The organism is Haloferax larsenii (genome assembly GCF_024730625.1).
Classification (GTDB): domain Archaea; phylum Halobacteriota; class Halobacteria; order Halobacteriales; family Haloferacaceae; genus Haloferax; species Haloferax larsenii.
In genome coordinates, this window is the sequence record NZ_CP078064.1 from 99,944 (window position 1) to 121,979 (window position 22,036).

Consider the following 22,036-nt stretch of genomic DNA (forward strand, 5'->3'; position numbering starts at 1 on the left):
TGGCGACGGTCGAGAGTCTCTTCACTAGGTTGGCCCTTGCTATCTTCTGGCATCATTGCTACCACTCATCTCTGTATATATAATTGTTTATGTTCATATTCTATTTTTTGCCGATTTCTTCCGTACAGTTTACGCATTATTCTCGTGGACAGCCCGCAACAGGGACGCGAGCTCGTCTCCGATTATCGACCGAATTCGTTCGCCTTTCTCGGCGCTTGCCTCTTCGGGCAAGCCAATCGCACCGGAGTTGGAGTACACGTCGAAAGACCGGTACACGCCGACCGAACCACCATCGAGAAGGTCCTGACCAGCCCATTGGTAGTGTTCGTCCATCGGTTCGCCGTCGCGCTCCGAGATATCGCCGACGAGGTCCGGGCGGACGGCAAGCATGAGTGACGTTTCGAACTCACCCCCGTGGGCCATACCGCCCGTCTCAGTGTCTCGAAGTGCCTCGATACGGTCGGATGCGAGTTCGAAGTACGTCGTCCCGAGTACCTCGGCGTCGGTGTCGACACCGACCGTACTGACGACCGACCCGATGAGTGGACCGTTGCCTCCGTGGCCGTTCACAAAGAGGACGGCGTCGAATCCGTTTTCCAGTCCCGTGTGCGCGATATTCTCTAATATGGCGCGCAAATTCTCGAAGTCGAGCGAGAGCGTCCCGCCGAACGGGAGATGGTGCGGCGAAAAACCGCTCCAAACCGTGGGTGAGACCACGAGCGGAACATCATCGGTTCGTTCGACCGCCGCATCAACCATCGCTTCGACGAGAAGCGAGTCGGTGACGACCGGCAGGTGATTTCCGTGTTGCTCGATACTCCCGACCGGAATGACCATGATAGAGCCCGATTGTGACCCGATGTCTCGGACTTCGCGCGCTGTCATTCCCGCCCATTCGCTCTCCCGTCGACCGATAGTATTGTACATCATATTAGGCTGAATCCGTCATTTGCAGTTCAGTAACCGGCATACGTTCTCCGTCGGCATCGAAGAGGTGGATATCCTCAATGTCGAACCCGAGTTCGATTTCGCCGCCGACCTCCGGACGGAAGTCGCTCTCGACTCTCGCAATCACTTCCGAGGTACTGCGAGTCGTCTTCAGATAGAGGTAGTTGTCCGAGCCAACAGGCTCGACCACGTCCACGATTGTGTCGATGTATCCACCCTCTCGCTCGGCAGTGAGGTCCTCCGGTCGGACCCCAAAGGTGTACTCACCGGGCGGGACATCGATACCGAGTGTGAACTCACCGGCCGGTGACTCGAAGTGTGCACCCCTGTTGGACCTGGTTACCGTCACGTCGAAGAAGTTCATCGAGGGCGAGCCGATAAAGCCCGCGACGAACTCGTTGTTCGGTTCGTCGTAGCACTCCTCCGGCGGGGCGACCTGCTGGAGTTTTCCGTCGTTGAGGATGACGATTCTGTCTGCCATCGTCATCGCCTCCGTCTGGTCGTGCGTGACGTATATCGTCGTGACCCCGAGGCTCTCTTGGATGCGTTGAATCTCGGTGCGCATCTGCGTTCGCAGCTTAGCGTCCAAGTTGGAAAGCGGCTCGTCCATCAAGAAGACATCGGGGTCGCGGACGATGGCGCGTCCCAGAGCAACCCGCTGCTGTTGGCCGCCGGAGAGTTGCTTTGGGTAATCGTCCAGAAGCTCAGAGATTTCCAGCATCTCGGCGGCGTCATCCACGCGTCGTTGGATTTCGTCGGCGTCGTCACCTGCGAGCCGAAGCCCGAACGACATGTTTTCGCGCACGCTCATGTGCGGGTACAGTGCATACGACTGAAACACCATGGCGATGTTCCGGTCTTGAGGACGGACGTCGTTGACGACGGTCTCGCCGATAGATATCTCACCGTGCGAAACGGTTTCCAGCCCCGCGACCATTCGGAGCGTCGTCGACTTCCCGCACCCCGAGGGTCCGACGACTACGACGAACTCACCGTCCTCGACAGTGAGGTCCAACCCCTCGACCGCGAGGATGTCGTCCTCGTATACCTTGCTAACGTTCGACAGTCTAACCTTGCTCATGCAGAGTGAGAGATACTGCACTATCCTGCATAATAAATGTTGGCAGTGGTTGCAAAAACCAGCCTCTCAATCGTGTTGAAAGCCCACATCGAAGGCATTCACACCGTTTCCGGCGGTTCTGAGAATAGTATCCGACATAGAATTCAGCCTCGTTCAGTTGCCTCCTCGCCTAGTTCTCCAACAATACTCGAAGTGTTTCCAACGATACTCGATGGAGCTCCGATTACACTCAAAAAGGTCGTCTCTGACGGGTCTTTGGAGAGAGGGGACTTTGACGGCACGCTAACGGTTGTAGCGGCACCAAGCATGCCCCAAAAAGACCCGTTGCTTAAGCCGGAGTGTCGGTTCGAACCACAACGCTCGCTGTTTCAACATGGTCAAAAATTATAGATTCGGGGCAGTTGTGTCGTCGGTCACCAGAACGGCTTCGTAGCAGCCTCTAACACGGCATTGCCCCTAATACAGTCTTCATCCAAATTTCAAGCGGTAACAAACACCATGGAATGCATGAACGTATCTCCTGTAAATTATAGTTTTTCGAATAGCTCCCACCAGGAATAAATTACCAACAAGCATATTTCCAATATCGTTGGAAGGGCGTTTTACACCAGCAAAAACCTTTTCAGCCGGTGCGAAAATACGAAGCCATGCCAACTGGGAACGATAAGACAATCGGGGCGGTTGAAACGGCGTTCGAGATTCTCTCGGCGCTCGGGGAGGTAGAGCCGACTGGTCTCTCCGACCTCGCCTCGGCGGTCGACATCCCGACGAGTACGACGTACATCCATCTAAACACGCTCGTCGAACAGGGGTTCGTCGTCAAAGAGTCGGGGCAGTACCGTCGTTCGTTCCGGTTTCTCGAAGTCGGCGGAAGCGTCCGGCAGCAACTGAGTATCGCTCGGCTACTCCGAAATAAGGTCGAAGAACTCAGTAATACGACCGGCGAGATAGTGGGTGCCGGTATCGAAGAAAACGGAAAACGGGTCATCCTCTACCGGAGTACTGGTGAGAAGGCGGCGGCCGACGAGATACCCATCGGAAACCACACCGAGATGCACTGGACCTCGCTCGGAAAAGCGATTTTGGCATACCTCCCGGAGGACCGACGAAAGCACATCGTCGAGCAACACGGTCTCCCCGAAGGGACGAGCGAGACGCTCACGACGTTCACAGACCTCGAACGTGAGCTCGGTCGAGTTCGACAACAGGGATACGCAATCGACGACGAAGAACACCTGCGAGGGATTCGTGGGGTCGCCGTTCCGATTCTCGACGGAGACGAGAACGTCATAGCCTCGATTGGAATCACCGGTCCCAGAGACCGTTTTGCACCCGGGTATATGGCTGAACTACTCAACATACTACAGTACAGCAAAAACGAGATTGAAGTCCGTAATCAGTACTACGAGTACTCGTCGATAGACGGCTAGGGCCCGAGTTACCTCGTAGATGGAACCAATGGGCTCGTCTAGTATTACAAAAGTACGTTTGTAATGGATAGCACATCCTTGCTTCACGATAAACCCGGTGACATGGGGTGGACAAATGACCACATTAATGTTTGTTATTAGCAATTCTCAGTGGCATCATCAACCCCTATTCTGGATTGTTTTGACCGACACTGATTGAGCACAGAGACAATTATATTATTATCAGTATTCAGGGTATTCATCATTTACCAGGGCGAACACCCTCAACAATCACCACTCTTTCGTCACTGTAACCATTATATGCAGCTCACAAAGACATCATACATAGACCAGAGAACTGACAAACATCATGTTCTATTTGATTTTATTCGATGCCCACGAACGACATCTAGTCTTGAAAGAGTACCAACTCCCCCAAGATAGTATTGTATAATAGAATCACTACCATGGTGCCAGTAATCTCCGTCAGATTCAGCTGATGCGGGTCTACTGAGTACTCTCTATCCAAGTGTTTTGAATTGCACTACAGAGTGGGATGTCGCGTGTTCAGAACTCTCGAACAACAGGAGGAGACAACGGGCAGACACATACAGGCAGACGAGCAGACATCCAGACCGATAGTTCGAGCGGGTCGAACGAAACGTCCCCACCCGCCAGCGAAATACCAGGTTCAGTCCTGCGTTTGACTGTACTTATCCACCCACTCTTGCAGCGTGATTCCCATCGCTGACTGAGTGATGGCGTTCGACGACGCCGAGTTCGCGCTCTTGACGAGTTCGGCTTCGAGCGTCCGGGTCGGCACCTCCCCGAGGAAGTGCGGAATCGCTCGCTGGACGTCCAGTGGGCAGCCAACCTCGTGAGCCAGCGCGTACCCGGAGAGAGAGTGCGGAATCTCCTCGTTTGCGTAGTGCTCCCTGTCGGGGTCGTCGAGGCGCTCGGCGTCGACGTGGTCGACGTACTCGTAACACTTCCCGACGTCGTGAAGGAGACACGCCGCGACAATTGTGTCGATATCCGGGTCTGCGCCGTGGAAGTCCCGCTGGATTTCGGCCGATTCGAGCGCGATTTTCGTGACGCCACGGACGTGTTCGACGTTCGTGACCTCGTGGATGTTCCACGCGTACGGAATATCGTGAATACTTCGCCACCCACCACGTTCCAGTCCGAGTACCCAGGCCTCGACAACCTGCTCTCGAAGGTCGTCGTCGTCGATTCGGTCGAGTGACGGGAAGGCGTCTCGTACCTGCGTCTCGAAGTCAGGTCCGTGAGTCTCAGTAGCCATCGTGGGTCGCAATCGTGTTTTTCACGAGTCGTTCGCGACCGATAAACCGCGGGCGGTCCGCGATAGCGAGGAAGTTGTCCACGTCTGCGCGCGCTTCTGCAGCCTTGCCGCCTTTCGCCTCGTAGTCACGCGACCCTTCGCTGCCCAGTGCATCGTAGAGTTTGTCGAGGTCGTCGAAATAGAGCTCAGCGACGCCGTCGAATTCGGCGTGTTCGGGGTCCGTCGGGACGACCTGGCAGTAGCGAACGACACCCTCGATTTCCTTCGCGATGGGCGTGTGCGTGTTTTGCCAGTGGTCGAGGAACTCCTCGTGAGTCATCCCATCTTTTCGGACGAGGAACGCCGAGTGCTTGTAGAGTCCGTCGGTGTCGCCGTCGACTTCGTCCTTGACGACGCGTTCCTCGCCGATGAGTCGAGGGCGACGCTGTACGTCGAGGAAGTTATCGACGTCCTGTCGTGCTTTCGCCGCGACCTCTTTCGTCGGGTCGTAGTCACGAGAGCCTTCGCTTCCGAGTGCTTCGTGCAGTTCGTCGAGCGTCTCGAAATAGAGTTCGGCCAGCCCATCGAACTCCGCGTGCTCGGGGTCGGTCGGGAGGACTTGCTGGTACCGCACGACGCCTTCGATGTCCTTCGCGATGGGCGTGTGGGTGGTTTGCCAGTGGTCGACGAACTCGTCGTGAGACAGCGCTGACTGACGCACGAGAAGTGCGATATGCTTGTACATGGACTACGACTCGTCGTAGGGGCTAATAAAATGTGAGGAATCAGTAAGGATTCGGGGGAAAAGAGGTCGGTCGCGTGACTGGGAAGAACTCAAAACTCGACTGTCTCGAGGATGCCGTCTTGAATCCGGACGGCTTGCGGCAGGTAGTAGTCCTCGACGCCGTGAAGCGGCATCGGCGTGTCGAAGCCGGTGATACGCTTGATAGGCGCTTCCTGGTGTAACAGGGCTTCCTCCTGAATCGTCGAGGATATCTCCGCCCCCAATCCAGCCGTCTTCGGTGCCTCGTGAACGACAGCGGCGCGGCCGGTCTTCTTGAACGACTCGACAATCGTCTCGATATCTAACGGTGACAACGTACGCAAGTCGACGACTTCGACGTCGACGCCGTACTCGTCTGCGAGGTTGTCCGCAGCGATGAGCGTCGGGCGCGTCATCGCACCCCACGTGTAGACGGAGATATCGCTTCCCTCTCGGCGGACCGACGCCTCCGAGAGAGGCACCTCGTAGCTTCCCGTCGGTACCTCTTGTTTGAACGCCCGATAGATGAGCTTCGGTTCGAGGAAAATCACTGGGTCGGGGTCTCGAAGCGCTGCGATGAGGAGTCCCTTGGCGTCGTACGGCGTGCTCGGACAGACGACCTTCAGCCCCGGCTCGTGAACGAAGAACGCTTCCTTCGATTCTGAGTGGTGTTCCGGTGCGTGAATCCCACCGCCATAGGGCGCTCGAACGACCATCGGAACCGTGTACTGGCCGTGGCTCCGACTCCGAAGCCGGGCGGCGTGGCTCACGAGTTGGTCGAATGCGGGGTAGATGAACCCCATAAACTGCATCTCGGCCACCGGGCGCATTCCAGAGAGTGCGAGACCGATTGCGGAGCCGACGATACCGGCCTCCGCAAGCGGGGTGTCGATAACGCGTTCTTCGCCGAACTCTTCGTACAGACCGGCGGTGGCACGGAAGACGCCGCCGTTCTTCCCGACGTCTTCACCCAAGACGACGACGTCGTCGTGTTGCGACATTTCGGTGTAGAGTCCGTCGCAGACGGCTTCGACGAGGTTCAGCTTCTCGATGGGAGCGCCGGTGTCGGTGCCGGGTTCCGCCGTCGAACTCATTCCAACACCTCTTCGAAGGACTCGTCACCGTACTTTTCGCGGAGTGCCGCGAGTTCGTCGCGCTGCTCGCGAAGTCGGTCGGGCATCTCCTCGTAGACGTGCTCGAACATCAGTTCGGGGTCTTCGCTTACGCTTTCGGCCTCCGTAATCGCGTTCTTGATGGTCGTTTCGATGCGCTCGTCCAGTTCGGCGTCGATTTCCTCGTCGAGGATGCCCTCCTTGTACAGGTACTTCTGTAACCGGTCGAGCGGGTCCTTGTCCTTCCACTCCTCTGCTTCGTCGTCGTCGCGGTACACAGACGGGTCGTCTGCCGTCGTATGCGCTCCATACCGGTACTGAACCGCCTCGATGAGCGTCGGGCGACGCTCACCGGCCGCGGGGTTCTTCGCCTTGGAGAGCGCCGCTTTCGTGACCTGATAGACTGCAAGCGGGTCGAGGCCGTCGACGCGGACGCTTTCGATACCGTACGCTTGTGCCTTCTGTGCGATAGTCTCGCTCGCCGTTTGGCGCTCTCGGGGGACAGAGATTGCCCACTGGTTGTTGTTGCAGACGAAGACCGCCGGAACGTCGAAGACGCCAGCGAAGTTCAGTCCCTCGTGGAAGTCGCCTTCGGAGGTCGCCCCATCGCCGAAGTGACAGAGGACAGCGTGGTCGACCTTTCCTTGCAGCTTGTTCCCCCACGCCATTCCCATCGCCTGCGGAATCTGCGTCGCGATTGGAATGTACTCGGGCATGACGTTGACGCCGTCCGGGACGGCATACCCCTCTCGAATCCCACGGAGTGGCTTCAGAAGCGCTGCCAGACTGACGCCGTGAACGTACTTCGCTGCGTGCTCGCGATACGTCGGGAACAGCCAGTCTCGTTGCTCCAGCGCGTAGCTAGTCGCGACCTGTGCGCCCTCCTGTCCTGTCATGGGCGCGTACGTTGCGATTCGACCCTGCCGCTGGAGGCTGATTGCGCGTTGGTCGAAGCGACGAGCGAGTTTGATGTCCTCGTACATCGAAAGCAGTTCCTCGTCCGAGAGGTCAGGAACGGTCGCGTTCGGGCACACGCTGCCGTCTGCCTCTAAGACTTGGACTGGCCGAGTATCCGTCGTCACTCTACTGGTGGGTTCTTGCTGATTGAGTTCCTTTTGTGCACTCATTGTTGTGGGCGATATACCGGTGGATGGTTTGTCACCTATACCACGGTTGGTTTGGGGGGTCACAGGGCCGCTGGGTACGGGGCCTGCGAGTTATGTCGAGATGGTGTGTCCGATGCGAGGGCGTACTCCCCCTCGCATCGGAGCGGCTGTTGTCCGTTTAAATGTAATGAGAAAAATCGCGCTAAAAAGGGCACCGAGATGGTGAATAGGCTTGGTTGCCGCGCGAATCCCTGCGTCACTAACGGACACCATATCTACATCAATTGTAGGGTAGTAACTTAATATTTCTGTGACAACTAATCACAATGATTGATAATGACATAGGAAGAGAGGGTTTCGGAAGCAGTTCTACGAGAGGAAGACCCGCCACCACCAAGAGCGACCTTCTCAGTGGAGAGTGGTCTGCGTGACGGATTTCATCACTTCCAAGGCTTCCTTCAGTTCTTCCACGTTCGTTGCATACGAGAGTCGGGCGTACCCTGCCCCACGGTCTCCGAACACCTCGCCGGGAACCACGATGACGCCGTTGTCGAGGACGTCTTCCGCCCACCCATCGGGGACTTTGGGCATCGCGTAGAAGGCACCTTCCGGTCGGGGCGTCTCCAGTCCGATGTCCTCCAATCCGTCCAAGAGGACATCCCGGCGAGTTTCGAACGCCGAAACCATCTCCTGAACCGGCTCCTGCGGCCCCTTGAGAGCAGCCTCGGCGGCGTACTGGGCCGGGGCACTCGCACACGCCTGCACGTACTGGTGGACACGCAACATCCGCTCGATACGGTCGTTGCTCGCCGTGACCCATCCCAGTCGCCAGCCGGTCATCGAATACGACTTCGAGCAGGCGTTCACCGCGACGACGCTATCGGTCTTCGAGAACTCCATCGGGGAGTAGTGCTCCCCGTCGAAGAGGATGTGCTCGTAGACTTCGTCGACCACACACACCACGTCGTGTTCGTCGGCAATACGCGCGAACTCCTGCATGTCCGACTTCGACTGGACCGCACCGGTCGGGTTCGCCGGGCTATTGACGATGAAGAGGTCGGTGTCCTCAGTGATTGCGTCCTCGACTGTCGCCGGGTCGAGAGTCAAATCCGGTCGCAACCCAACCGGCTTGGGCGTCCCGCCAGCGAGTAGCGCGAGTTGTTCGTACGCGACGAAGCCAGGGTCCGGGAGGATGACCTCACCTCCGTGTTGGACGTGTGCTTCGATTGCGATGTGGAGCGCCTCGCTGGCACCAGATGTCGCAATGACGTTATTCGGGTCGACAGAGAGCCCGTTGTCCCGGTCGTATTTTTCACTAATGGCTTCGCGGAGACCGGGGATTCCCTTGTTCCCCGTGTAGGAGTCGACGAGTCCTTCCTCGACCGCCGACAGTGCCGCAGTTCGGATGTGCTCCGGCGTGGGAAAGTCAGGCTGTCCGATACCGAGGTTGATATCGTCCTCGCTCGCACCCTCGAATACTTCCCTAATTCCGCTGATATCCATCTGCTCGACGCGTGGTGCGTACGAACTCATCGATATCGTTCCTCAGTTTGCTCGTCGTAATCGGCCTGTACACCGTCGTCAACGCGAGTTTCTCCGAGAGAGAGCCCTCGCTGGACCGCACACTGATAGCTTGGGTGGACACCACATGACATGGTAGCGTCCGAAATCGTTCACCCATAGAACAAAAATGTTCTGTTGTGACAGGGCTTCAACACGTGCGGGACATGGCCTCTTCGTTCGGACTTCTCGGACAACAAATGGCTCACGAACGGCTGTTTATTCAGGCTATTACATCCAATCCCCCCACACTAATTTCTAAAAATAAGCTGTTTGTATACTATTTCCCACAATTATAACCCCATCTACACAGATAAACAACAAGGAAGAAAAATCCGAGTAACTTGGACTATCGTCGCGCCAAACTGAATATCCGGGGACAGCGGCGGGGTGTGACTCTGTTTGACCGCCATTTCAGCGCCAGCAGCGAGAGGCTATTTCGGGGACAGTGAACACTCCCGAAGCACTCGGGAAAGAGGAGTTTCGGCGAGAAACAACACCGAGGCAGGGATATTCGAACCGGAAATTACAGCTGTACATGTGTAACGTCCTAGCACCAACTGTCGTCGGCGAGAGAGAATCGAGCGACGAGTCTGTCCGAATAGCTTGGACAGAGACGTAAAATCACCCCGTGAATCGCGGTGTGCCCTGCGAGACCAGGACAAAAGCTAAATCGTAGATACCTCGATGATTAAATATGAGTGAACGACCCCGATCGAATCGCCCGGTGACGACGACAGAGTCGTCGATTCGAATCTTACAACGACTCAAAGACAATCCGGGGCGCACGCTCGACGAACTTACTGAAGAGCTCGATATCGCTCGGAGCACGATTCACCGGCACCTTTTGACCCTCGAAGACAACGACTTCCTCTTTAGAGAAGACGGTCGGTTCTATCTCAGCCTCAGACTCTTAGACTTCGGAATCAGCGCCCGCGACCGCATCTCGTTTTTCGACGTCGCTCGGAGACAGGTCGACCGCTTAGCTGAAGAGACCGGAGAGAAGGTCTGGCTCGTCGCGAAGGAGGGAGATTACAGCGTCCACCTCTACAAAGCATCGGGTGCGAGCCCGTTAGAGACGTCCGCTCGCGTCGGCCAGCGCCGGAATCTTCACCAGCTCGCTGCCGGGAAAGCGATTCTTGCCTACCTTCCCGAAGCGGAAAGCCGGGAGATTATCGAACGGCAGGGACTGAAAGAAGTCACCGAACAGACCATAACCGACAGCGAAGCGCTCTTCGAGGAGTTGGCGAAGATTCGAGAGCGAGGGTACGCGTTCAACCTCGGCGAGTCCATCGAAGGGCTGAACGCGGTCGGAGCCCCAATTCGCGACGAAGAAGGCGTACCAGTCGGAGGGATTAGTATCTCCGGCCCTGCGAACCGGGTCAAAGGGAGTCTCCTCCGCGACGAACTTCCAGACAAGCTTCTGGCGACAATCGACGAGATACACATCAACATCAGGTACGGCAACTCGACCTGAACACGCGACCATCCGAACGTCTCTCGGTGGGAGACTACCGGATATCGAGTTCGTGTGAGACGGGAAGATAAACCCGAATTGGCGGCCAAATACATCGGGACCACCGAACGCTGACCGCCGACTGACGAAGTTTCTCAAAGCTCATCGAGACAGTTAATCTTGAAATAGATTCACAATTTCTATCGAAATACTTCGATGACGACAATACGGATTTCACAGAGAGTTGAAAAATAATCCAACCCGTATTTTATTTAGACGAAGAAATTGGACACACAATCATACACGAAATACAGAGAAATAGACAACCAATTTGGAGGCTCAAATACTGATTTGTGAAGTGAGGTAGGGAACACCTACACGTTCGTCTTTTCGGAATCGAAACGAATCGATGCAGTAAACCGCATCGGCTCTTGTTGGAGAAACTACCGACAGGGTACGATTGGCGAACACATTATTGCATCAATATTGCAATATATGGCGTCCAAAATCGCAGTCCACCCAGCCGATTTATTCCCGTGTATCTGCTAGAATTCGGTAGTCCGTCGAGCGGAGAAATCCCGTCTACTCGGTTACAAGAAACGGAGGAGGATGTCAGCCCCGGAGTGCTTCGATGGGGCGTTCGTTCGCCGCTCGCCACGCAGGGTACACACCCGCGAGCAAACTCGTGAAGACGCCGAACGCGACAGCACCGACCAGGTACATGAACGCAGACGGCGTGAAGGCGAACGGATTGCCGAGGAAGACCGAGTTCGCCACCGCAGCCACCACGGCAGCAATTACGACACCGACTGCCGAACCGAGGATACCCAACAATGCGGATTCGATGAGGAGTATTCTGACGATATCTCCCTTTCCGTAGCCGACTGCCCGCAGGACACCAATCTCTTCACGTCGCTTGATGACCGCCATGAGCATCGTGTTCGTAATGGAGACGCCAGCGACGAGGAGCGAGATGGAACCAAGGCCGACGAGGAACGTGTTGATACCGTTGACGACCTGTTTGAGCAGCCGAACGAGTGAGGTGAGTTCAAATACCAAGACCTTATCCTTTCGGTCGTTGAACCGGTCACGGAGTGCATCGGCGACCGCCTCCGCTCTGTCGGTCGACCGCGTCATAATCCGAACCTGGCTGTAGTGTCGGTTTTCAGCCTCCTCGATAGGGAGGTAGATGCTGCTCGAACCGAACGACTGCGTCTCTTGGAGTACAGCGACGACTCGGTACGTGCGCTCGGTCGCGGCCGCTTCACTCTCAGCGTCCTGTTCGGGGGCGAGTGTGATTCGGTCGCCCGGGGCGATCCCCCGGTCGATTGCATAATCGTGAGAGACGACGATACTGCGTCGCCAATTATCGGGGAGCTCACCCCTCCCAATCTCGTACATCGCTCGCGGGTCGTCGAGATACGTCACCGACACGTGCTCACGACTATCGTTTTGTTTCACTATCTCCATGTCCTTGCTCTTCGTCGCAACGACACCGGCCGGACCGACCGTCTCGTCGATAGCTTTCAGGTCTTCGCGGTCGAAATGCGACTGTTCCATATCGAGTCCCGGGGAGACGAAGACGTTCGTCGCCCCTTGGTCCTGGATATTCTGGAGTTGGCTCTGTTTGAACGCTGCGCCACCCGCACCGATGGCTCCAATCGCGACGACACCGATGAGGATAGAGGCAGCAGCGAGTATCGACCGGGCTTTGGCACGTGAGATGTTCCGTCGAGCGATGACGAGTCGTGGAAACAGTCCGACGATTCGATAGAGCCAGCTCATCGTCGAGACCTCCAGTCACTGTCGTAGTTTTGTTCCATCAGTCGAGTGCCTCCACGGGTTGTTTTTTCGCCGCCTTCCAGGCGGGGTAGACACCAGCGAGCAGTGAGGTTCCGATACCGAAGACAGCCCCAATAGCCACGTATCGTAACCCGGCAGCCGTGAACGCAAGCGGGTCACCGAGGAGGACCTGGTTGAGTACCATCCCGATACCGAGCGCGAGGGGGACGCCAACCATAGACCCGATTATTCCGAGGATGGACGACTCGGCGACGAGCAGGCTAACCACTGCCCGTTTCGGGTACCCGACGGCTCGCATCACGCCAATCTCGCGCTCACGCTCGATTGCCGACATCAACATCGTGTTGGCGATGGTGACTGCGGCGACGAGGAGGGATATCGAACCAACTCCGATGAGGAACTGGTTGATAGTCTCGAACGTCTTTTCGAATCCCTCGCGTTGCTCCTGTACCTTCTGCACGTAGACGTTCCTCTCTCGGGTGTTGAACTCCGATTCGATGCTCTCGGTAGCCGCATCGACCGACGTCGTCGTCGGGTCGACGCGGACGATTGCACTGTCGTACTCGGGGTCGTCGAACTCGTCGAGCGGGACGAAGACGGTGCGGTCGGCACGTAGCTGATCGGCGAATCCCTGCGGTTCGAGAACGGCCGCGACGGAGAACTTTCGCGTGAAGCTGCCGTTTACCGATACCGTTATTCGGTCACCCGGCTGGATGTCGTTGTTCTCTGCGATGCGAGAGCCGACGATGGCACTCCGCTTCCAGTTATCTGGAATCGTTCCCGACTGTGCGTCGTAAAACGACCCGGGGTTGTCGAGTCCTTTGACCTGTGCCGTGATGATAACCTCGCCAGTTGGTGTCTGGACGAGTGTATCCCACCGTTCTACGATGGGAAGCACAGTCGTTCCGTCGGTCACTTGTCGCATCCGGTTGATGTTCTGTCTCGAAAAGTCGCCGTTAATACTCCCACTGCCGTCGTGGTGGTACACCGGATAGACCGTTGCAGTGCCGCCGAAGCCTTCGAACGCTTCCATTTGGTCCTGTTTGAACGCCTCTCCCCCCATCCCAATCGTCCCGATTGCCACCACGCCGATGACGACCGCGGCGATAGCGAGGAGAGAGCGAGCGGTTGCTCGTGATAGATTCCGCCGCGCAAGCACGACGGTCGGAAAGTAGGCTGCTACTCGGCGGAGCCAACTCACGTGGGGTCCCCCCAAGCCGAAGCGCGTCGGTTCATCGTCACTGTTCGACTACTCCGTTCGACTCTGCTTCGTCTGCATCCGTTATCTCACCGTCGACGAGGTTCACCACGCGGTCGGCTTCCTCGGCGACGTACGCGTCGTGTGTGACCGTCACGACAGCCACGTTCTCCTCGGCGCGCAGTTCGTCGAACAGTTCGAGGATGTCGTCGCCAGTCTCTCTGTCTAAGTTCCCTGTCGGCTCGTCCGCCAACAGAATCGCGGGGTCGTTTATCAACGAGCGCGCGATTGCGACTCGTTGTTTCTGGCCCCCGGAGAGTTCGTCTGGATAGTGGTCGAGTCGGTCGCCGAGACCGACGCGGCGGAGCAACTGTTTTGCGCGTTCGCGCGTCTTTTTCGGCGTTCTGTCGAGCATTCGCGGCATCTCGACGTTTTCCAGCGCCGTCAGCGTCGGAATCAAGTAGAAGCTCTGGAAGACGAACCCAATCGTGTGTTTTCGCTTCGTCGTTCGGTCGCCGTCAGAGAACGTCGAGACGTCCGTCCCTCGGAGTCGGACGGTTCCTCTGGTCGGAACGTCGAGCAGTCCCAACAGGTTCAGCAGCGTCGACTTCCCGCTGCCCGACGGTCCGACGATAGCGACGAAGTCGGACGGTTGGATGCTAAAGTCGATTCCTTTCAGTGCCTGAACAGTCTGGGCTCCCGTCTGATACTCCTTTACGACGCTCTCGCCGCGAATAATCACGTCGTTACCAGCGTCTCTCGGAGACTGCCGGTCTTCCTCGCGGTCCGCCCCCGGTTGGTCCGTTTCAGCGGGGGCAGAGATGTCCGGAGCCATCTCTCATCACCTCCGCCAGAGGTAGACGACTGCACCAACGAGGAGTACCGAGGCGGCACCACCGACCGGAAGCAGCGGCAGTCCACCGCCCTGTTGCGGTGCAGGTCGCCGCACGGCCCGACGTGAGACGTCGACTTCGGTAGTAAACGACTTCTGGACGCCACCGACAGTGTAGGACACCTCGACGGGGACAGACGACACGTTCCCTTCGACGTCGGATTTGAGCGTGAACGACGAGAAGTCGCTGTCTTCGATACTCCCGACGAAGTAGTTACTTCGGTCTACGCGCTCAGTGTCGGGGATTTCGACGACGACGCCCTTGACGGAACTCGACCCGACGTTGCCAGCGGTCGCGGACACCTCCAGCGTACCGCCGGTCTGAGTCGCTCGAACGTCGGTCAAGACGATTTTTCCGGGGTTCGTCGGGGACGTGAACCGCGGGTGGTACGTTCGCGAAATTTCGTGGTGAACCCCTCTGTCCACGTAGTGGAGAGTGAGATTCACCGGGTGCTGGCCGGCCTCAGAGACACGAGCGGGGAAATCGAACGTGACCGCTTTCCCTGCTGCCAGTTTGGCCTTCACACGCTCGTTGACGGTGAAGTTGACATCAGCGGAGGACGAGACGACTTTCAGTTGGCGAATGTCTCTGTCGATACCGTTCGCAACCGTGACGTTGACCGACCGCGTCGCACCGGGGACCGCCTCTTCGACGGATAACTCGACCTGCGGACGGGTCGGTTCACGGACATCGACCGTCAGCGGATACCGAACTCGGACGTGTGAGCCATCCTTGAGCCGTCCAGCGAAAACGACTCGAAGGTCTTTCACACCCGATTTGTCGAACGAGACCGGCAATGGGACCGAGATATTCTCACCGACAGGAATGGTCCCGACGTCCTCGACTCGGGTGATGTCATCCGAGCTCCCTGGTCGTCGAACGTAAATATCCGTTACATCGACGACACTGGGGCTGTTTTGCCCGTTTCGTATCGAGACGGAGAGCTCAGTTTGCTGACCCGGTGCTGGCTCGTCCGGTGTGACCTGTACGTCCGTGATTCCGATGTGCGCCCCGTTGGCTGCTGCCGGGGACGCAAGCAACGGAGCTGCGGCGGTGGAGAGCACGATGACTGCAGCGAGGAACCAAGGTGCGACCGGAGACCCATCTCCGTCCAGCAATTTCGGACTCATCGATGGACGACCTCCGAATATTGTCGCTTTTCTGCCATCATAAAGTCAACAGCGTATCTGATTCCATATAAGTTCCTTGGTTTAGATTTTCAATAGACTCGACATCTTTGTCACACACTACCAGAAAGTGCATATAGAGGACAGTACCGTTTCGACCGAGCACTAGAGTCAGCGGAAATCACATACGAGACTGTCTTGAACTCGGATGCGAGAAAGTCTCTTCATATCATCCTGAACGAACAAATCGTATTTGCAGTTCAGGTGACATCCTCCTCGCCGCAAACGGCGAGACTTCCCCTGCATGGGGAATACCAGTTAGTCGTCGCTGGTAGAGGGTTCCGACTCTTGGAACGCCGTGAGCGTCATCTGCGAGGGTGTCTCGCTCGTCTCATGGTGAGTCGTGGCGATGTCACAACCGCTCCCATCCCGAGGCGAGTCATCGCGTTCCGCCTTGTCAAGCGGGACGCTCTCTCCCCACGGGTCAACCCGTCGTGCGATATTCGCGGAAGCGTTGATGTCGGCCTGAAACGTCGAAACGTGGCAGTCGTCGTGCGGACACCGGAACTCGGCTTGTGAATCCCGCCGACCGATGCGGTGGCACGAGTGGCACGTCTGCGAGGTGTACGCCGGATTCACGTACTCAACCGGGATGCCCGCTTCCGTCGTCTTGTCCTTGATGCGCCCTTGCAGTCGGGCGAACGCCCACGAGTGAAGCCGACGGTTCATGTACTTCCCGTAGTCGAGTCGTTCGCGGATGTACGTCAGATTCTCCATCACCAATACCGGATTTTCGTACTGCTTTGCGTACTCGACGACTTCCCGAGACGCCTTCTCCACGATGTCGGTGAGCGCGTTCTGGTAGTGCGAGAAGCGGTCTTGGATGCGCCACTCGGATGCGTCACGCTCTTGGAGTCGTTTCAGGGTCGTGTGCATCTCTTTGCGGAGATGCTTCGCTCTGCTTCCGCTACACACGAACGGGTCAGTCGGAGAACCGTCCTTGAGGGCACAGCCCGTGATGAGGGCGGTTTCTCCGATGTCTAAGCCGATGTGCGTGGCGTCACCGTCCGTCGCTGGTTCTTCGACCGGGTACTCGACGGTGACGTGCAGTACCCAGTTCTTCCGATGCTGTTGAAGCCGTATCTCGCCCGCCTTCGCGTCCTCCGATACGAGGTCGTGCCAGAGGTCTACCTGTTTGGGGTTGATGCGGAGCGGTATCCAGAAGTTCGTTCCTCGACCGGGACGGGGAACCCACCACGTGAACTCGTAGTCGCGGTCGTCGGAGTGGTCGAACTTGGCGGCTTGGTTGGTGAGCCGTATCGGGTGTTCGTCGTCCAACTCCTTCGCGTTGTACGTCTTGCGGAGTTTCGGGACGTAGTTGCAGAGGGCGGCTTTGGCCTGATACGGCAGGTCGTAGGGCGTTACGATGTCGCTCACTGCTGACATGGTACTCGCCCCGGCGTCGAACGCCTCTTGCAGACCGTCACGGTACGTGTCGAGCAGGTCGTTGAGTTTCGACTGCTTGTGCGCGGTGGGTGGCGCGAACGTCGCCTGCAACGTCTTCGTGACGGTCGTGGACATCGCTACTGTTCCTCCACGTACTCCATCAGCACGTCGATGCTCACCTGTCCGGTGGTGGCGAGGAAGTATCCCGATTGCCAGAACGCGCTGTCGAGCGCCTGCCGAGTCTCGGGGTACTCGTCTCGAATCTTGCGAGACGAGACGCCTTTGAGCGAGTTGATGAACTTGGTGAGGTCGGTCGTTGGTTTCGCCGTGAAGAGAATGTGAACGTGGTCGCTTCCGCCGTTGACGTTCTGGACGTTCACGCCGAAGTCCTCTGAGATGTCGCTGGCAATCTCACCGATACGTTCTGCGATTTCGTCGGTGAGTAGGTCTGCGCGGTACTTCGTAACGGTCACGAAGTGATATTGGAGCGCGTAGACCGTGTGCGACCCGGTTTCGAGGTTATACTTCATTTGGTCGTACTGATTCCTACACACCCAATTCCAATAAAGGTTCGTAGTCGTGGGGTATTCGGCCTGAGACCGATGGTGGTTCGTGTAGGAGTTGTCGGCTTCACGCCCGCCGTAAACGGCGGGATTCTCGCCTTGAAAAAAAGACAGTGAGTGACCAACAAGCAGTAGACGACGAATCCGACGCGCCACTAATCGATATCTTCGAGATGGCCGTCGTGTTCACCATACCCGTTCTCGTCGGAGCGGGTATCGCACTCACAGACCCCACACTCGACGTGGCATCGGGTGCTATAGGTGCGTCTGGCGTCGGTTGGTTGCTCGTTCGGGTTCGAAGACAGTTCGATGCCGTCCGAACGAGTGACGGAATCGTCCGTCGACGACGTCCAGCACGGTCCGAGGCGTTAGAGCGCCTCGCGAAGTGGGAGTACGACCCGAAGTACGACCGTCTTCTGGCACTCGTATTGGCTGTCGTCGGTATCGGGGTGTTCGCTGTGATTCCATTTGGCGAGTGGTCCGACGAGAATATGCTGGGTCTCGTAATCGTCAGCCACCTCGGATTGGTGGGTGCACTAGTGGTGTATGGCGCAGCCCAGCGGTAAATCGTACGGTACCTCTCAGCGGTAAATCGTACGATACCTCCCAGCGGTAAATCGACGCTCAGTCAGCGGCGATTAGCAGAACTCCTCGTGAGTAGCTAGGATGCAAAAAATCGAGAGGCGTCGAGTCTAGTTACTCGAAGAGTTCGACGGCCTGCTCGTAGCGGGATGCAGGTTCGTCCCAGTCGACGACTTCGAAGAACGCCGAGACGAAGTCACCGCGGGCCGGGCCGTAGTCGTGGTAGTAGGAGTGTTCCCAGACGTCCAGCGCCAGAATCGGGTGGCTGCCCCAGAGTGCGCCCTGGTCGTGCTTGTCGACGACGACGTTTCGAAGCTGGTTCGAGAACGAGTCGTACACCAGCAGTGCCCAGCCGCCGGCGGCACCGGCTGCGGCTTCGAATTCACCCTTCCAGGCTTCGTAGGAGCCGAAGTCCTCCGCGATGCGGTCTGCGAGCGCACCCGCAGGCTCGTCGCCACCCTCCGGCGACATGTTCTGCCAGAAGAGGTCGTGGAGAATGTGTCCGGAGCCGTTGTGGGTGACGTTACGGAGCGCGCCGGCGGACGAGCCGAACTCGCCAGCCTCGCGGTTCGCTTCGAGTGTCTCCTCAGCGGCATTCCAGCCGTTGACGTAGCCCTGATGGTGGGTGTCGTGATGCCACGTCAGCACCTGCTCGGAAATGTGTGGTTCAAGCGCGTCGTACTCGTACGGAAGCGGGTCGAGTTCGTAGTTCGTCATTGTAAATCCCAACTTGGACGTGGGTTCGTAACCACATGTAGTTTCCCTGAATCCGTTTTACGTAGAGAACTTGATATTTTTCGCTGGACGTGCATTATGCAGTTAAAATTGGTGGTACAACCCAGTCATAATACTTTTCGGGAATCGAAGAGACCGGCACGTATGACAAGAACGGACCAACGTACGACCGAGAACGAAGAAGAGATGGCGACTGTTCGGGTGGCACGATGACGGCATCGACGTTCGAAGCGTACGCAGCCGAAAATCCAGACGCACGATTCACAGAATGGTTACGAGCGCGAGCAGAACCCGAGTGGACGAACGCAGTCGAACACCGGTTCGTCGAGGAACTCGGTGCTGGAACGCTCGACGAGGATGCCTTCAGCAGATACCTCGTTCAAGACTACGCGTTCGTCGAGACACTGACCGGACTCGTGGGCCACACCGTCGGCCACGCGCCAACGATGCACGCCAAAGGTCAGTTGGCCGATTTCTTGGGGACGCTGACCGCCGACGAGAACGATTACTTCCAACGTTCGTTCGAGGCGCTGTCGATTCCGACAGAGGAGTACGAGAATCCCCAGCGCGAGCCTGTGACCATGGCGTTCGAAGACCTTCTGACGCGTGCCGCCACCGAAGGAGGGTACGCAGAAGCCCTCTCAGTACTCCTCCCGGCAGAGTGGGTGTATCTGTCGTGGGGACAGCGCGTGGCTGACGCCGACCCCGGTCGGTTCTACTATCGGGAATGGATAGACCTCCACGCAGTTCCCGAGTTCGAGGCCTTCGTCGAGTGGTTGCGACGCGAACTCGACCGATACGGACCGGAGTTGAGCGCCCGCCGACAATCACTCGTCGAGCGCCACTTCCGCCGCGTCGTCGACCTCGAAGTGCGTTTCTTCGACCTCGCGTGCGAGTAGGGCTAGTCGTGGGCTGAATCCAAGAGTCGCGTACTGAATCTAGCCGGTTCGCCCAGCATGTGGGGTTCGACGAATAATCACCACGTTTCAACGAATAATTACCAAGTGATACCACCAAGTAGAAACATTATTGCGTGAGTGGAGGAGAGTCCGAGAGCATGAGCGAAGAAACACAGTACACCGTTTGGGCCGCAACTCGCGGCCGCCTCGGCGAATATCTCTCTGGGATGGGTCCGTCGTGGGTTGCCGGAGCAATCGCCGCCGGTCCCGCGACGATGGCGAGTCTCATCACCGCGGGTGCAACGTTCGGCTACGACCTTCTTTGGGTCGTCATCCTCTCGGCAGTTCTCGGTGCGGGAGCACAGTACCTCTCGATGCGACTCGGTCTCCTCACCGAGTCCGGAATCGTCTCCATCGTCGAAGAGACACTGGGTGACCGATGGGCGTGGATTCTCGTCGCCGACGTCGTCCTCGCCGCCGGTCTCGCCCAGCTAATCATCATGAAAACAGTCGCGAGCGTTTCAGAGACAGTCACAGGAATCGACGCCCGAATCTGGGGTGTCACGTGGGCAGTTATCCTCGCCGCCGGACTCGCTGGACGCGGGTACCGGGTCGTCGAACTCGGTGCAAAGGTACTCGTGAGTGGTGTCGTCGTCGCGTTCCTCGCGTCGACGTTCGTCGTTCCCATCGACCCCAATGCCGCCGCGAGTGGGCTCGTCCCGACGATTCCAGGCGGGGTCGACGGTGCGCTTGTCGCCGCTGGTATTCTCGGTGGTGCCGTTCACGTTACGCTCGTGACGATGCAGTTCTACACCATGCGGGCGCGTGAGTGGACTCGGAAAAACTACGGTCTCGCCACGTTCGACATCGGCGCGTCGATGCTCGTCGCATTCGGAGTCTACAGTCTCGCAATCTTCCTCGTTGCCGCCGGCGTGCTGCACAACCCCGATGTCCAAGCGAGTGGGTTGACCGCTATCGACGCAGCTCAGGCTCTCGGTCCGCTCGTCGGAACAAACGCGAAGTGGCTGTTCCTCGTTGGTCTCTGGGGTGCGGCCGTCTCGACACTCGGTGGAAACACCGTCGTCCCGCCCTACCTCGTCGCCGACAAACTCGACTGGGAGACCGATGTCTCTGATTCGCGGTACCGTGGTCTGCTCGCGGTCGTTGCACTGCTTAGTGCGGGTGGCGCATTCATCGGTGGTGCGTTCTTCCCGCTTCTCATTCTCGTGCTAGCGTTCGGACTCGTCGGCACCCCATTTGCACTCGTTCTCGTCCTATACTTGCTGAACAAGTCGGAGGTGGTGCCGATGAAGAATTCCCGGATTGCTAACGGTGCTGGACTCGTGCTCATCGCTATCACGTCGGTTCTTGCGGGGTCGTTCGTTCGGGAGCAGGCTGCAAGCGGAGTTGGAGACCCAATCACGTTGTTCGTTGTCGTCTTCGCCGGTGGACTCGGAGTGGCCAGTCTCGTTCTCGGAGTCAAGTTCGTCCGGGAAGAACTCGTTTAGTCGGTAGTCTTCCTATCCTATCCTATCCTATCCTATCCCACGGTGGTTAGGTAGCTATCGAAAGCAACAGAACGCTAGCTAACACGCCCCATTATATTCTGATTTTGTTATGTTATAATTTTTATTTTGTTGTGTGTAGTTTATTTCTCAGCATCATCTGTTGTCTAGCTAACTAGATTGTCGGTGTTTGGCACACACACCACCCTCGCGTTTGTAACAGCTACGAGAGACCCTAGAGATTTTCGGCACACACACCACCCTCGCGTTTGTAATTTCGCGGTGACTTCTGCCACTTTCCCACCGTTTCGCTCGACCCCCACCCTCCTATTTGCGTTACATTCGCGAGGGTGGTGTGTCTGAACCACCCCTATGATGCGTCTGAACTACGCCAATCTTCACGAATTTACATTCGCGAGGGTAGTCCCTCACGTCACACTTACATTCGCGAGGGTGGTCCTTCCCCCCACAACCTCACTCGTTACACTCGCGAGGGTACCCTCCTCTGTTACAAACGCGAGGGTGGTGTCTGACGCTTACTTGCGCGGAACCACTAAAAATGTAGACC

19 protein-coding genes are annotated in these 22,036 nt (G+C 57.4%); 5 read left to right on the forward strand and 14 right to left on the reverse strand.

Translation table 11 applies throughout. The features are described from left to right. Positions 1-129: 129 nt before the first annotated feature. Together KU306_RS16290 and KU306_RS16295 are read right to left on the reverse strand one after the other, a co-directional pair. On the reverse strand, positions 130-930 hold the full coding sequence (locus KU306_RS16290) for a creatininase family protein (protein ID WP_258303618.1): 801 nt from the start codon (positions 928-930) through the stop codon (positions 130-132). A gap of 1 nt (position 931) precedes the next feature. Further along, the gene (locus KU306_RS16295) at positions 932-2,029 is read right to left on the reverse strand and encodes an ABC transporter ATP-binding protein (RefSeq protein ID WP_258303619.1); all 1,098 of its coding nucleotides are present in this window, start codon (positions 2,027-2,029) and stop codon (positions 932-934) included. Between the two features lie 647 nt (positions 2,030-2,676). On the opposite strand from KU306_RS16295, the gene KU306_RS16300 reads away from it, so the two are divergent. Next, positions 2,677-3,459, forward strand: a complete 783-nt coding sequence (locus tag KU306_RS16300; protein WP_007542294.1) for an IclR family transcriptional regulator — start codon at positions 2,677-2,679, stop codon at positions 3,457-3,459. 670 nt (positions 3,460-4,129) lie between these two features. On the opposite strand, the gene KU306_RS16305 is transcribed toward KU306_RS16300, so the two are convergent. From KU306_RS16305 to KU306_RS16325, 5 genes are all read right to left on the reverse strand, one after another. After that, positions 4,130-4,741: an HD domain-containing protein gene (locus KU306_RS16305; RefSeq protein ID WP_258303620.1), complete on the reverse strand. Its 612-nt coding sequence runs from the start codon at positions 4,739-4,741 to the stop codon at positions 4,130-4,132. Continuing rightward, positions 4,731-5,465 carry an EthD domain-containing protein gene (locus KU306_RS16310; protein WP_007542303.1) on the reverse strand — a complete coding sequence of 245 codons (735 nt, stop codon included), beginning with the start codon at positions 5,463-5,465 and terminating at the stop codon, positions 4,731-4,733. The genes KU306_RS16305 and KU306_RS16310 overlap by 11 nt, the downstream gene beginning before the upstream one ends. An 89-nt stretch (positions 5,466-5,554) precedes the next feature. Then, positions 5,555-6,577, reverse strand: coding sequence for an alpha-ketoacid dehydrogenase subunit beta (locus tag KU306_RS16315; RefSeq protein ID WP_258303621.1), 1,023 nt, complete (start codon positions 6,575-6,577; stop codon positions 5,555-5,557). Next, positions 6,574-7,722, reverse strand: coding sequence for a pyruvate dehydrogenase (acetyl-transferring) E1 component subunit alpha (gene pdhA / locus KU306_RS16320; RefSeq protein WP_258303622.1), 1,149 nt, complete (start codon positions 7,720-7,722; stop codon positions 6,574-6,576). The genes KU306_RS16315 and pdhA overlap by 4 nt, the downstream gene beginning before the upstream one ends. Before the next feature lie 387 nt (positions 7,723-8,109). Next, complete coding sequence (locus KU306_RS16325; RefSeq protein WP_007542309.1) at positions 8,110-9,234, reverse strand: pyridoxal phosphate-dependent aminotransferase; 1,125 nt, start codon at positions 9,232-9,234, stop codon at positions 8,110-8,112. Between the two features lie 724 nt (positions 9,235-9,958). Here KU306_RS16325 and KU306_RS16330 point away from each other — a divergent pair. Further along, complete coding sequence (locus tag KU306_RS16330) at positions 9,959-10,738, forward strand: IclR family transcriptional regulator (RefSeq protein ID WP_007542310.1); 780 nt, start codon at positions 9,959-9,961, stop codon at positions 10,736-10,738. Between the two features lie 591 nt (positions 10,739-11,329). Here the strand turns inward: KU306_RS16330 and KU306_RS16335 are convergent. The 6 genes from KU306_RS16335 to tnpA all read right to left on the reverse strand — a co-directional run bounded on the left by KU306_RS16335 (position 11,330) and on the right by tnpA (position 17,714). After that, positions 11,330-12,502: an ABC transporter permease gene (locus tag KU306_RS16335; RefSeq protein WP_258303623.1), complete on the reverse strand. Its 1,173-nt coding sequence runs from the start codon at positions 12,500-12,502 to the stop codon at positions 11,330-11,332. Positions 12,503-12,539: 37 nt separating this feature from the next. Next, a complete protein-coding gene (locus KU306_RS16340) occupies positions 12,540-13,721 on the reverse strand; it encodes an ABC transporter permease (RefSeq protein ID WP_049918727.1) in 1,182 nt (393 codons plus the stop codon). Between the two features lie 37 nt (positions 13,722-13,758). Continuing rightward, on the reverse strand, positions 13,759-14,553 hold the full coding sequence (locus KU306_RS16345) for an ABC transporter ATP-binding protein (protein WP_007542313.1): 795 nt from the start codon (positions 14,551-14,553) through the stop codon (positions 13,759-13,761). A 6-nt stretch (positions 14,554-14,559) separates the two neighbouring features. Next, positions 14,560-15,741, reverse strand: a complete 1,182-nt coding sequence (locus KU306_RS16350; protein ID WP_258303625.1) for a COG1361 family protein — start codon at positions 15,739-15,741, stop codon at positions 14,560-14,562. Positions 15,742-16,056: 315 nt separating this feature from the next. Continuing rightward, positions 16,057-17,319, reverse strand: a complete 1,263-nt coding sequence (locus KU306_RS16355) for an RNA-guided endonuclease TnpB family protein (protein WP_258303626.1) — start codon at positions 17,317-17,319, stop codon at positions 16,057-16,059. A gap of 2 nt (positions 17,320-17,321) precedes the next feature. Continuing rightward, on the reverse strand, positions 17,322-17,714 hold the full coding sequence (gene tnpA, locus KU306_RS16360) for an IS200/IS605 family transposase (RefSeq protein ID WP_258303627.1): 393 nt from the start codon (positions 17,712-17,714) through the stop codon (positions 17,322-17,324). Positions 17,715-17,860: 146 nt separating this feature from the next. Here tnpA and KU306_RS16365 point away from each other — a divergent pair, with 146 nt between their 5' ends. Further along, positions 17,861-18,313, forward strand: coding sequence for a hypothetical protein (locus tag KU306_RS16365; protein ID WP_258303628.1), 453 nt, complete (start codon positions 17,861-17,863; stop codon positions 18,311-18,313). 130 nt (positions 18,314-18,443) lie between these two features. Here the strand turns inward: KU306_RS16365 and sod are convergent, their stop codons facing one another. After that, a complete protein-coding gene (gene sod / locus KU306_RS16370) occupies positions 18,444-19,046 on the reverse strand; it encodes a superoxide dismutase (protein WP_258303629.1) in 603 nt (200 codons plus the stop codon). 227 nt (positions 19,047-19,273) lie between these two features. Here sod and KU306_RS16375 point away from each other — a divergent pair, with 227 nt between their 5' ends. Then, positions 19,274-19,963: a TenA family protein gene (locus tag KU306_RS16375; protein ID WP_258303630.1), complete on the forward strand. Its 690-nt coding sequence runs from the start codon at positions 19,274-19,276 to the stop codon at positions 19,961-19,963. 158 nt (positions 19,964-20,121) lie between these two features. Next, entirely contained in the window at positions 20,122-21,471 is a 1,350-nt protein-coding gene (locus tag KU306_RS16380; protein ID WP_258303631.1) for an NRAMP family divalent metal transporter, read from the forward strand. Positions 21,472-22,036 lie beyond the last annotated feature (565 nt).